This is a genomic window from Microbacterium sp. (assembly GCF_047606385.1).
Lineage (GTDB): Bacteria > Actinomycetota > Actinomycetes > Actinomycetales > Microbacteriaceae > Microbacterium.
Genome location: NZ_JASGEL010000131.1, coordinates 78,650 through 89,815 on the forward strand (window position 1 = coordinate 78,650; position 11,166 = coordinate 89,815).

An 11,166-nucleotide genomic window follows, 5' to 3' on the forward strand; every position below is an offset into this window, starting at 1 on the left:
CGGGGCTCCGGCCGCGCACGTCGCATCTCCGGCCGCGCACGTGTCATAACTCCGCCTGGGCGTCGTCGAAACGGCCGTGCTCCGGCCCCTGGCACCCTTTCAGGCGGAGTTATGACACGCGGGCGACTCGGGCTCGGGGCGGCCCGGGGCGTCGTCGACGCCGGGCGGCTCGGCCTCGTCGTGCCCCTCAGGCGGAGTTATGACACACGGCGAGTCGCGGCCGGTCAGTCCGCGCTGGCCCAGCGGGCGTCCGCGACGCGCGCGGCGAAGCGCGGACAGGCGGCGAGCAGGGCGGCGGCGTCCTCGACCGCGGGCGGGATGTCGACGTGCGCGATCCAGCCCCGGCCGCGCGGCCCGTACCCGGCGTCGTCGTCGCGCAGCCGCCCGATCTCCCCGAGCAGCATCGACGCGTACCGGTCGAGCGGCCACATCCCGTCCGGCGGGTCGACGAAGGCCAGGGCGCCGTCGGCCGAGGCGGCGACCGCCGGCGGGGCGTACGACGCGTAGGCGACGACGGTCGTCGCCGGCGTGTCGCGGCGAACGACCGCGCCCATCCGGCGCTGCATCGTCGCATCCTGGATCAGCAGCACGCTCTCCGGGCGGATGCCGTGCGCCGCGAGCAGGGCGAGCGCGCGGGTGATGTTGTCGCCGCAGTTGGTCGACCGGGTCTCGAGCAGATCGGCGTGGACGCCGTGACGCTCCCGCAGCACGAGATCGAAGATCTCCGCCTCCGTCGCCGCGGCCATGTCGCCGGACAGGAGCGCCGCGGCCTGGCCGCGCAGTGCCGCGGTCGTGTGCCCCTCCCCGCCCACGAGCATCGACGTCGCGGCCACGCCGCTGCCGAGGGCCTCGGCGAACACCCGTGCGCCGGCGAGGATGCTGCCCCCGAAGCACAGGACGGCGTCCACCCGGTCGAGCCCCGTCGCCTCCCGCAGCGCCGCCGGGGTCGGGGCGGCGATGTCGCGCTCGCCGCAGAACGCGCCGAGCGTCGTGATCGCCGCGGCGATCTCGGCCGGGGCAGAGGACACGTCACCACCCTAGGCGCCGCCGTCGAGGCGGTGCCGTGCCTGCGGCCGTGACGGGCGCCTCAGGCACCGCACGATGCGAGGGCGACACGCCGCCGAGGCGCAGCGTGTCGCCCTCGGGTCGTGCGGACCCGGGACCGGGATGACGGCGCCCGCGCGTCACTCGTACCGCAGCGCCTCCACCGGGTCCTTCCGTGCGGCGCGGAGGGCGGGAAGGGTCCCGGCCAGGAACGCGATGACCATCACGAGCAGGATGACCGAGACGATCGAGGTCGTGTCGAAGGCGATCAGGTTGAGGCCGGAGAGGTCGGACAGGACCGTGCGGCTCAGCACGGTGCTGATGACGGTGCCGGCCAGCATCCCGATCACGACGCCGATCGCGCTGCCGAGGAAGCCGATGAAGGTCGCCTCGAGGCTGAACAGCCCGAACACGCGGCCCGAGCCCATGCCCATCGCCTTCATCAGCCCGATCTCGCGGGTGCGCTCCTGCACCGACATGTAGAGCGTGTTGATGATGCCGAAGCTCGCCGCCAGCAGGGCGATGATCGCGAAGGCGTTGAGCACCAGCACGATGCCGTCGATGACCGTCTTGAACGTGCCGAGCTGCTGGGCGACCGTGGTCGAGGTGAACCCCGCATCGGTCAGGCGGTCCTGCAGCGCCGAGACCTCGGCATCCGTCGCGGCCGGGTCGAACCAGACCCGGGCCTGCGCGTACCGGTTCTGCTGGTCGGCCTGCAGACCCGTCTGCGTGATCTCGTACATCGCATCCGTCAGCGCCGTGTTCGGCAGCATGCTGCTGGTGCTGCCGCCGAGACTGAAGGTGTCCTCGGAGACACCGGTGACGGTCGCCGTCACGGCGTGCTGCGCGCCGGTCGCGTCGGAGACGGCGAGCGTCACGGTCTGGCCGACGGCCTCGTCGGCGTCGGCGAAGCCGAGCGGCTCGACGTACTCGTTCGGCAGGGCGAGCTCGAGCTCGGAGCTCGCGTCATCCGGCACGGCGCCGGCGGCGAGGGTCACGGTCTGGCCGGCCACGAGGCTGCCGGCGCTGATCGTGTACTTCGTGCCGCTGCCGAACTGGATGTAGTCGACCGAGACCGACCGCACGGGCTCGACCTTCTGGACACCGTCGATCGCGGCGAGCGTGTCGAGGTCGTCCTGCGTGATGACGGTGCTGGAGGCGCCGGTCAGCCGTGAGTCGGTGCTGCTCACGCTGTCCGGGTCGTAGACCTGCGGGCCGCTCGTGGCCGCGGTCTCGGCGGTCTTGGTGACGCTGAGGACGTCGCTGGCGCCGAAGGTCGCGACCGTGTCGTCGATGTAGTCGTTGATGCCGGTGCCGAGACCGTTGGTGATCGTCAGCGTGAACGCGCCGATGAAGATCGCGAGGATCGTCAGCACCGTGCGCGTCTTCGATCGGAAGGTGCTGCCGATCGCGGTGCCGACCAGGTCGAGCGTCTTCATGCCGCCACCTCCTCGTCGACGATCAGCCCGTCCTTGATGTGGATGCGGCGGTCGCACTTGGCCGCCAGCTCCTCGTCGTGCGTGACGACGACCAGCGTGATGCCCTGGTCGCGGTTCAGGCGGAACAGGAGGTCCTCCACGACGCCTCCGGTGCTCGTGTCGAGGTTCCCGGTCGGCTCGTCGGCGAAGATGACGCGCGGATCGTTCACGAGCGCCCGCGCGATGACGGCGCGCTGCTTCTGGCCGCCGGAGAGGTTGACCGCCCTGTTCTTCGCCTTGTCGGCCAGCTGCATCTGCTCCAGCGCCGCCATGCCCCGCATCCGGCGCTCGCGCGCCGGGACCCCGGCGATCTTCAGCGGCAGCACGACGTTCTCGAGCACGCTCTGGTTCGCGGTGAGGAAGAACTGCTGGAACACGAACCCGAACGTCTTGTTGCGCACCCGGTTCAGCACCCGCCCGGCGAGCGTGGCCGTGTCCCGACCCTCGAGCTCGATCGTCCCGCTGGTGGGCTCGTCCATCAGCGCGAGCAGATGCATGAGCGTGGACTTTCCCGATCCGCTCTTGCCGATGATCGCGAGGCTCTCCCCGGCGGCGATGTCGAGGCTCACCCCCTTGAGCGCCTCGAAGCTGCCGCCGCCGCGGCCGTACGTCTTCCGCAGATCCTGTGCGGAGATCACCGGTGTGCTCATTCGTTCTCCAGATGGGGGTGGGCTGTGCATCCAGCATTCCGTGGGGAGCGGCCAGCGGGCATCCTCCGGACGGATGCACCGGATACTACGTCCGCGGTATCCGCGACACCGCCGCCGGAGGACGACGCGGACGCCGGAGCGCGGCATCCTGGAGCAATGACCGCCGTCGCGCCGCGCCCGCTGCTTCCCGTGCCCCAGTGGGCGTGGGACGCGGCCGCGTCGCTGCTGGTGATCGCCGCCGCCGTCGTGCGCTTCCCGGAATCGCACGCCGACCGGACCATGCTCGGCTGGGTGGCCGCGCTCCTGCCGGCGCTGCTGGTGCTCGGGCGGCGCCGTCTCCTGTGGCCCGTCCTCGCAGCGTGCGTCGTGTGCTTCGCCGTCGCCGTGCTCGGCTCGTCGTTCACGCCGGGCTCGCCGATCGCCGTCTCGATCGCGGTCTACACAGTCTTCGTGCAGACCGAACGGCGAGTCGCCCTGTGGACGGCCGGGGCGACGGGTGTCGTCCTGGTGGTGCTCACCGTGGTCGCCGGGGGCCTGTGGCCGCCGCCCGGGATCGTCCAGGTGGCCGTCACGCTCGGTTTCGCCGCCGCGTTGGGGGATGCCGTGCGCACCCGCCGCGCCTACATCGCCGAGATCACCGAGCGGGCGCTGCGGGCGGAGGCGACCCGGGAGGCGGAGGCGTCGCGGCGGGTCGCGGAGGACCGGTTGCGCATCGCCCGCGACCTGCACGACGCCGTGGCCCATCAGATCTCGGTCATCAGCCTCAACGCCGGGGTGGCGAGCTCGGCGCTGGACGCGCATCCCGAGGTGACCCGGGAGGCGCTGGGCACGATCCGCGCCGCCTCGCGCACGGTCCTCGGCGAGATCGGCGACATGCTGGCGACGCTGCGGGCCCCCGAGGATGCCGCGGTGCTCACGCCCACCGTGGGGCTGAGCGGGCTCGACGGGCTGCTCGAGACGTTCGCGGCATCCGGTCTGGCCGTGACGGTGCGGCGCGACGACGCCGACGCCGCGCTGACAGCGGCCGCCGACGTGGTCGCGTACCGCGTGATCCAGGAGGCGCTCACGAACGCCCACAAGCACGGCGGCGAGCCCCGCGCGCACCTGCGACTGTCCGTCGCCGACGGCTGGCTGCGGATCACCGTCACCAACCCGGCCGGGGCGCCGGCGTCGTCGCCCGGCCACGGGCTCACCGGCATCCGGGAGCGCGTGACCGCCGTGCGCGGCGCGGTCGAGGCCGGCGTGGACGGCACCGTGTTCCGGCTGCGTGTGTCGTTGCCGCTCGCCTCCGGGGAGGACGTGTGATCCGGGTGCTCATCGCCGACGACCAGCCCTTGATCCGCACCGCGGTCGCGCAGATCCTCGCCGCCGACGGGAGGGTCGAGGTGGTCGCGGAGGCCGCCGACGGCGAAGCGGCCGTCGAGGCGGCGCGCGGAGAGCATCCGGACGTCGTGCTCATGGACATCCGGATGCCGGTGCTCGACGGCATCGCGGCGACTGAGCGCATCTGCGCCGACCCCGCGCTGGCGAGCGTGCGGGTGCTCGTGCTCACGACGTTCGAGGACGACGACAACGTCGTGGCGGCGCTCCGTGCCGGCGCGAGCGGGTTCATCGGCAAGGGCGCCGAGCCGGACGAGATCGTGCGTGCGGTGCATGCCGTGCACGCCGGCGACGCGCTGCTGTCTCCGGCCGCGACGCGTGCGCTCATCGCGAAGTACCTCGGGGCCGCGCCGCCGTCCCCGCACGCCGTCCCCGCCGACCTGACGCCGCGGGAGGCGGAGATCCTGGCCCTCGTCGCCCGCGGCCGTTCGAACGACGAGATCGCCGCGGACCTCGTGATCTCGCCCCACACCGCCAAGACGCACGTCAACCGGGTCATGGCCAAGCTCGGCGCGCACGATCGCGCCCAGCTGGTGGTGTGGGCCTACGAGAGCGGCTTCGTCAGCCCGCCGGGGTGACCGTCGTGGCGCGCTCTCCGGCGGTCAGATCGTGGCCACGTCGATCACGAACCGGTACCGCACATCGCTGGCGACCACGCGGTCCCACGCGGCGTCCACGCCGTCGGCGTCGATCACCTCGATCTGCGGGGTGATGTCGTGCTCGGCGCAGAAGTCGAGCATCTCCTGCGTCTCGCGGATGCCGCCGATGTTGCTGCCCGCGACCGACAGCCGCTGGTCCGTGAGCGCGAAGGGGCTGATGCTCAGCAGCTTCTCCGGCAGGCCCACGTTGACGAGGGCGCCGTCGAGGCGCAGCAGCCCCAGGACGCGGTTGAGGTCGATGTCCGCGCTGACCGTGCTGACGATGAGATCGAGGCTGCGGTGCAGCTCGCGGAACGTGGCCGGGTCGGTCGTGGCGAGGTAGCGCGTCGCGCCGAAGCGGATGCCGTCGTCCCTCTTGGCCAGGGAGTGGCCGAGCACGGTCACCTCGGCGCCGAGCGCCGCGGCGATCTTCACGCCCATGTGGCCGAGCCCGCCCATGCCGAGGATCCCGACCTTCGTCCCGGGGCCGACGCCCCAGTGCTTCAGGGGCGAGTAGAGCGTGATGCCGGCGCACAGCAGCGGGGCGGCGGCATCCAACGGCAGCGAGTCCGGGATGCGGAGCGTGTAGTCCTCGTCGACGACGATCTGGCGGCTGTAGCCGCCCTGCGTCCATGCGCCCTCCGGGTCGCCCTCCGGCAGCGGCGTGTTGTACGTGTACCGGGTGCCGCGCAGGCAGTACTGCTCCTCGCCGGCGAGGCAGTTCTCGCACTCGCGGCACGAGTCGACGAAGCAGCCGACGCCGGCGTGGTCCCCGACGGCGAACCGCGTCACCTCGCCGCCGACCGCGCTGACCACGCCGGCGATCTCGTGGCCGGGGACGAGCGGGTGGTGGGCGGCGCCCCATTCGTCGCGGACGGTGTGGATGTCCGAGTGGCAGATGCCGGCGAACGCGATGTCGATGACGACGTCTCGTGGCCCCGGCTCGCGCCGCGCGATCGTGGTGCGCTCGAACGGTGCGTGGGCGGAGGGGGCGGCGAGGGCGGCGACGGTGGGCACGGCGGATCCCTTCAGGATGCGGATGCTCCCAGTCTGCCGCGTCGCCGACGTCGCGTGGGTGTGCTCGTGTCGCGCGTGTCATAACTCCGCCTGAACCACGACCGCTTGCTCGTCGAGCCGCGGATTCCCGGCCGTCCCCGACCGCCCGCCCCCCGACACAGCAGGAGTTATGACACGGCCGGCGCTGGAGGCGCCGGCGTGCCGGGGTGGGTCACGGCACCGGGTCCTCGTCGATGAGCTGGATGCCGCCGGACGAGTTCGCGCTGGTGGCCAGCTGGTCCAGGTACCGCGGGTTCAGCGTCGTCGGCTCGGGATCGTCGAAGACGAACCGCAGCGGGATCGACGGCGAGATCCACACCGTCGAACGGCCCCGCTGCTCGCCCGGACCGTGCACCCACGAGATCGTGAAGCTCTCGCCCCGGCGCAGCTTCGTCGCGATGACGACTTTGAGATGCGCCAGCGCCCGGTCCTCGAAGTGCAGTGCGGTGCTGTCATCCCCGTAGAACATCGTGCCCACGATCGACGACCGTACGCGGCGGCACGAAGCGGAGACGGGGGGTTGACACGGCCACGGATGCGGCGCGCCTAGCGCGACGGCTCCGTCGCGGTCAAGCCGGCACGGGCGACGACGCCGGGATGCCACCGTCGAGGGACGAGAGCGGGAGGTGCGCCGTGGCAGCGACGGACGACGGGCCGGAGGGCCGGATCGCCGAGTGGATGGCCCGCCTCGCCGACGACAGCGGCGAGGTCGGGGGCGGGGCCGCGTGCGCCGTCGTGGTCGCCACGTCGGCGGCGCTGGTGGAGATGGTGGGCCGCTACGCGGACGCCGACCCGGCCGTCGCCCGGGCCGGCGTGGTCCGGCGGGCGGCGTTGCGCGCGGCGGAGGATGACGGTGCGGTCTCCGCCGCGCTCGGTGGGGCGCTGCGGTCGGGTGATGACGAGGAGATCCGCCGTGCGGCGCTGGTCTCCGCCCGCTCCGCCGTCGCGGTGGGCGAGCTCGCCGCGGGGATGCTGCCCGATCTCGATGCGCTGGCGGACGAGGCGGCGGGCTACCTCCTGCCGGACGTCGTCGTGGCGATCGAGAGCGCCGCCGCCGCCGTCTCCGGCACGCATGCGATCGCCGCCGCCGACCGGAGGCTCGCCCTCGCGCACGCCGCCGATCACGCGGGCGTCGGGGAGCTCGACGCGCGGATGCGAGCGCTCGTCGCGGCGCGCCGGCGACTGGACGAGCTGCGGGACTCGGCATCCGGACGCCTCTGAGAACCGGTACAGCTAGCCGGTGACGGGTCGCAGGGCAAGCCCGTGCGAGCCTCCTCCGGTTCGCGGGACCCTGAGCGCATGACCGAGTCCACGACCGGGGCGACGACGATCGGCGACGACACCGTGCGGAGCCTGGATGCGTGGTGGCGCGCGGCGAACCACCTCAGCGTCGGCCAGATCCATCTGCAGGGCGACCCGCTGCTGCGGGAGCCGCTCGCGCGAGAGGACGTCAAGGCCCGTCTGCTCGGGCATTTCGGCACGGTGCCCGGCCTGAACCTCGTCTACGCCCACGCGAACCGGGCGATCCGCGACCGCGGCCTCGACGCGCTCTACATCGCCGGTCCGGGCGCGGACGCGCCGGAGATCGACCGATGGCGCGGGAGCCGCTCGTGAACCGCGCCCGTGTCGTCGTGGCGGGGATGCTGGTCGCCGTCGTGCTCCTTCTGGCCGCCTGCTCGGGATCGCGCGCGTCGCTCGCGCAGAGCGCGACGGCCGTCTACGCCGCGGGCGCGACGGTCCGGCTCGCGCTGCAGACCGACACCGGCCTGTTCCCCACCACGCAGGCGGCGCTGCGGGACGAGATGACGCAGGAGGCGGCCGACGCGGTGAGCGAGCTCGAGACCGCCGCACCGGACGCCGCCGACCGCGGCTACCGCGACGCCGCGCTCCAGGCCGCTCGCACGGTGCTCGACGGCATCCGCCTGGCCGCCCAGGACGACACCGAGAGCGCGGAGCGCAGCCTGGACACGGGCCTGGACGCGCTGGCCGGTCTGGGTGCCGGCGGATGAGACGGCTCTTCGCCCTGGCGCTCGGCATCCTGACCGCCATCGGGGGTTTCGTCGACATCGGCGACCTGGTCACGAACGCCGTGGTGGGGTCGAAGTTCGGCCTCGGGCTTGCCTGGGCCGTGGTCGTGGGCGTGGTCGGCATCTGCGTGTACGCCGACATGGCCGGACGCGTGACCGCCGTGAGCGGGCGCGCGACGTTCGAGATCATCCGGGAACGATTGGGACCGCGCGCCGGCCTCGCCAATCTCGCGGCGTCGTTCCTCATCAACCTGCTGACGCTGACGGCCGAGGTCGGCGGCATCGCGCTCGCCTTGCAGCTGGCGTCCGGCGTGGGACCGGGCATGTGGATACCCGTCGCCCTGTTCGCGGTGTGGATCGTGATCTGGCGGACGAGGTTCTCCGTCATGGAGAACGTCGCCGGCCTCCTGGGGCTGACCCTCATCGTGTTCGCCGTGGCGCTGTTCCTGCTGCAGCCCGACTGGTCGGCGCTCGCCGCGGACGCGGTGCAGCCGTGGGTGCCCGCCGCGACGAACCCGCTGTCGTACTGGTACTTCGCCGTGGCCCTGTTCGGCGCCGCCATGACGCCCTACGAGGTGTTCTTCTTCTCCTCCGGCGCGGTCGAGGAGAAGTGGACCCGCAAGGACCTCGGCACGGAGCGGGCCAACGTGTTCGTGGGCTTCCCGCTGGGCGGCACGCTGTCGCTGTCGATCGCCGCCTGCGCCGCCGTCGTGCTGCTGCCGCAGGGCATCGAGGTCACGAGCCTGTCGCAGGTCGTGCTGCCGGTCGCGGTCGGCGGCGGCGAGCTGGCGCTCGCCTTCGTCATCGTGGGGGTGCTGGCGGCGACGTTCGGGGCGGCCCTGGAGACCACGCTGTCCAGCGGCTACACGCTCGCACAGTTCTTCGGCTGGAGCTGGGGCAAGTTCCGGCGGCCCGCCCAGGCGGCCCGCTTCCACCTGTCGATGATCGTGTGCCTGCTCGTCGGCGGCGGCATCCTCGCCACCGGCGTCGACCCGGTGCAGGTCACCGAGCTGTCCGTGGTCTTCTCCGCCGTGGCGCTCCCGCTGACGTACCTCCCCATCCTCGTGGTCGCCAACGATCCGGACTACATGGGGGATGCCGTCAACGGGCGGGTCCGCAACGCGCTGGGCGTGGTGTTCCTCGTGGTGATCCTGGTCGCGGCCCTCGCCGCGATCCCGCTGCTGATCGTCTCGGGGATGGGCTCATGAGGCCGGCGTCGGATCCCCGGCCGGCGGAGTGGTACCGCGATCCCGACGGCCGCGGCATCGACGCGGTCGACCATCTGCTCGACCGGCAGATCCTGGACCGCGACGGGGTCCCGGTGAGCACGGTCGACGACCTCGAGATCGACGGCGTGGAGCTCGGCGTCACGATCGACCACTCCGCCGACCAGCGGGTCACGGCGGTGCTCGTCGGGTCGTCGCTGCTGCCGCGGATCTTCGGCGGGCGCATGCCCCGGTCGCGACGGGAGCGGATCGCCTGGGCGGACGTCGGACGCATCGGCACCGTCGTCGAGGTGCTCGTCGCCGCCGAGGACCTCGACGTCGGCTGGGTGGAGCGATGGGTCCGGGACCGTGTGATCGCCCGCATCCCGGGAGGTCGCCATGCTCCTGAGTGACATCGTCGGCAAGGCCCTGCGCGGCCCGGACGGCTCGCCCCGCGGCACGGTCATGGACGTGCGGTTCCGCCGCGGCCCGCGCGACGGCCGGCACGAGGGGCCGCTCCAGGTCGTCGCGCTGGTCGTGACGCGGCACAGCCGGCTGCCCATGTACGGCTACGAGCGGGGCCGCGTGACCCGGCCCGCGCCGCTCGCGACCCTGATCGGGTGGCTGCACCGCGACTCCCGCATCGTGCCGTGGGACTGCGTCGAGCGGGTGGACGCCGACGCCGTCGTGCTGGGCGTCGAGCCGCCCCGGATCCCCCTCGACACGACCCGTCCGGTGTCGGACTGAGGCAGCCGCGCGAGCGGGCGTCGCAGAATCGCACGGATGTCGCAGGATCTCCCCGGAATCCTGCGACGGCGACGTGATTCTGCGACGGTGGATGTCAGGCGGCACGGATGCTGTCAAGCCCGGGTCGCCCGGGGTCGCGGGTTCCTACGCTCCGGGTATGTGCGCATTCGCCCCGCCGCCCGTCCGGACGCCGCCGCACCCCGAGGACGTGCCGTCGCACTCTGAGGACATGCCGCCGCATCTCGAGGACGTGCCGTCGCACCTCGCCGAGATCCTGCGGGACGCCGCCGACATCGGCCGCTTCGGCGCCGACGTGCCGGCCACCCTCGCCTGGGTCCGTCGCGTGGGGCGGCTCGCGCCGCTGCCGGGCGAGGACACCGCCGGGCTCTGGAGTCTGCTGTCGCGCGCGGCCGAGATCGACGTCGCGGCCGCGCGGATGCTGGAGCCGCATCTGGATGCGCGCGCGATCCTCGCGCAGGCCCGCGCCGAACACCCGGCCGCCGACGCCCTCGACGACCCCGACGCGGTGTGGGGCGTCTTCGCGGCGGAAGGGCCGGGGGTCGCGGTCCGCGCCCGCTGCGCCGGCGCCGGCTGGCTGCTGACCGGCACGAAGCCCTGGTGCTCGCTGGCGGGGCGGCTGACCCGTGCGCTGGTCACCGCCTGGGTCGACGACGAGCGTGCGCTGTTCGCCGTGGACCTGCGCCGCCCGGAGGTCGCCGCGCGCACCGGCCCGTGGGCGGGCGTGGGGCTGCCGTCGGTCGTCAGCGCACCGCTGGATCTGCACGACGCCCCGGCCGAGATGATCGGCGACCCGGGGTGGTATCTGCGTCGTCCCGGATTCGCCTGGGGCGGGATGGGGGTCGCCGCGGTGTGGCACGGCGGCGCCCGGCCGCTGGTCCGGCGCCTGGTGTCGGCGGCAGGGGACGACCCGCTGGCCGCCG

At 73.2% G+C, this 11,166-nt stretch carries 13 protein-coding genes and 1 pseudogene; 9 read left to right on the forward strand and 5 right to left on the reverse strand.

Annotation, left to right across the window (positions count from 1 at the left end; genetic code table 11):
* Positions 1 to 224 precede the first annotated feature (224 nt).
* The 3 genes from QM626_RS13840 to QM626_RS13850 all read right to left on the reverse strand — a co-directional run bounded on the left by QM626_RS13840 (position 225) and on the right by QM626_RS13850 (position 3,172).
* Complete coding sequence (locus tag QM626_RS13840; RefSeq protein ID WP_415077540.1) at positions 225 to 1,028, reverse strand: ElyC/SanA/YdcF family protein; 804 nt, start codon at positions 1,026 to 1,028, stop codon at positions 225 to 227.
* A 156-nt stretch (positions 1,029 to 1,184) separates the two neighbouring features.
* Positions 1,185 to 2,483 (reverse strand): ABC transporter permease, encoded by a 1,299-nt coding sequence (locus tag QM626_RS13845; RefSeq protein ID WP_415077541.1) that lies wholly within the window; start codon positions 2,481 to 2,483, stop codon positions 1,185 to 1,187.
* Complete coding sequence (locus QM626_RS13850; RefSeq protein ID WP_415077542.1) at positions 2,480 to 3,172, reverse strand: ABC transporter ATP-binding protein; 693 nt, start codon at positions 3,170 to 3,172, stop codon at positions 2,480 to 2,482. Before QM626_RS13850 ends, QM626_RS13845 begins: the two co-directional genes overlap by 4 nt.
* Before the next feature lie 156 nt (positions 3,173 to 3,328).
* On the opposite strand from QM626_RS13850, the gene QM626_RS13855 reads away from it, so the two are divergent.
* Entirely contained in the window at positions 3,329 to 4,477 is a 1,149-nt protein-coding gene (locus QM626_RS13855; protein ID WP_415077543.1) for a sensor histidine kinase, read from the forward strand.
* Positions 4,474 to 5,130, forward strand: a complete 657-nt coding sequence (locus tag QM626_RS13860; RefSeq protein WP_415077544.1) for a response regulator — start codon at positions 4,474 to 4,476, stop codon at positions 5,128 to 5,130. The genes QM626_RS13855 and QM626_RS13860 overlap by 4 nt, the downstream gene beginning before the upstream one ends.
* A 24-nt stretch (positions 5,131 to 5,154) precedes the next feature.
* Here QM626_RS13860 and QM626_RS13865 read toward each other — a convergent pair whose 3' ends face one another.
* A complete protein-coding gene (locus tag QM626_RS13865) occupies positions 5,155 to 6,207 on the reverse strand; it encodes an NAD(P)-dependent alcohol dehydrogenase (protein ID WP_415077545.1) in 1,053 nt (350 codons plus the stop codon).
* A 211-nt stretch (positions 6,208 to 6,418) separates the two neighbouring features.
* Positions 6,419 to 6,724, reverse strand: a complete 306-nt coding sequence (locus tag QM626_RS13870; RefSeq protein WP_415077546.1) for a hypothetical protein — start codon at positions 6,722 to 6,724, stop codon at positions 6,419 to 6,421.
* A 155-nt stretch (positions 6,725 to 6,879) separates the two neighbouring features.
* Between QM626_RS13870 and QM626_RS13875 the strand changes: the two genes are divergently transcribed.
* From QM626_RS13875 to QM626_RS13905, 7 genes and pseudogenes are all read left to right on the forward strand, one after another.
* Positions 6,880 to 7,467, forward strand: a complete 588-nt coding sequence (locus QM626_RS13875; RefSeq protein ID WP_415077547.1) for a cyclodeaminase/cyclohydrolase family protein — start codon at positions 6,880 to 6,882, stop codon at positions 7,465 to 7,467.
* Positions 7,468 to 7,545: 78 nt separating this feature from the next.
* Entirely contained in the window at positions 7,546 to 7,860 is a 315-nt protein-coding gene (locus QM626_RS13880) for a hypothetical protein (protein ID WP_415077548.1), read from the forward strand.
* Positions 7,857 to 8,255 carry a hypothetical protein gene (locus QM626_RS13885; RefSeq protein WP_415077549.1) on the forward strand — a complete coding sequence of 133 codons (399 nt, stop codon included), beginning with the start codon at positions 7,857 to 7,859 and terminating at the stop codon, positions 8,253 to 8,255. Before QM626_RS13880 ends, QM626_RS13885 begins: the two co-directional genes overlap by 4 nt.
* A complete protein-coding gene (locus QM626_RS13890; RefSeq protein ID WP_415077550.1) occupies positions 8,252 to 9,481 on the forward strand; it encodes an NRAMP family divalent metal transporter in 1,230 nt (409 codons plus the stop codon). Before QM626_RS13885 ends, QM626_RS13890 begins: the two co-directional genes overlap by 4 nt.
* Positions 9,478 to 9,891: a hypothetical protein gene (locus QM626_RS13895; RefSeq protein WP_415077551.1), complete on the forward strand. Its 414-nt coding sequence runs from the start codon at positions 9,478 to 9,480 to the stop codon at positions 9,889 to 9,891. The genes QM626_RS13890 and QM626_RS13895 overlap by 4 nt, the downstream gene beginning before the upstream one ends.
* A complete protein-coding gene (locus tag QM626_RS13900; protein ID WP_415077552.1) occupies positions 9,878 to 10,225 on the forward strand; it encodes a hypothetical protein in 348 nt (115 codons plus the stop codon). Before QM626_RS13895 ends, QM626_RS13900 begins: the two co-directional genes overlap by 14 nt.
* 229 nt (positions 10,226 to 10,454) lie before the next feature.
* Positions 10,455 to 11,166, forward strand: a pseudogene (locus tag QM626_RS13905) (acyl-CoA dehydrogenase); the annotation flags it as partial.

What these genes read in the sequence shown, in the direction of transcription:
- QM626_RS13845 (WP_415077541.1), bottom strand. Translation starts at nt 2,483, where the DNA reads ATGAAGACGCTCGACCTGGTCGGCACCGCGATCGGCAGCACCTTCCGA.
- QM626_RS13850 (WP_415077542.1), bottom strand. Translation starts at nt 3,172, where the DNA reads ATGAGCACACCGGTGATCTCCGCACAGGATCTGCGGAAGACGTACGGC.
- QM626_RS13855 (WP_415077543.1), top strand. Translation starts at nt 3,329, where the DNA reads ATGACCGCCGTCGCGCCGCGCCCGCTGCTTCCCGTGCCCCAGTGGGCG.
- QM626_RS13880 (WP_415077548.1), top strand. Translation starts at nt 7,546, where the DNA reads ATGACCGAGTCCACGACCGGGGCGACGACGATCGGCGACGACACCGTG.
- QM626_RS13890 (WP_415077550.1), top strand. Translation starts at nt 8,252, where the DNA reads ATGAGACGGCTCTTCGCCCTGGCGCTCGGCATCCTGACCGCCATCGGG.
- QM626_RS13895 (WP_415077551.1), top strand. Translation starts at nt 9,478, where the DNA reads ATGAGGCCGGCGTCGGATCCCCGGCCGGCGGAGTGGTACCGCGATCCC.
- QM626_RS13900 (WP_415077552.1), top strand. Translation starts at nt 9,878, where the DNA reads ATGCTCCTGAGTGACATCGTCGGCAAGGCCCTGCGCGGCCCGGACGGC.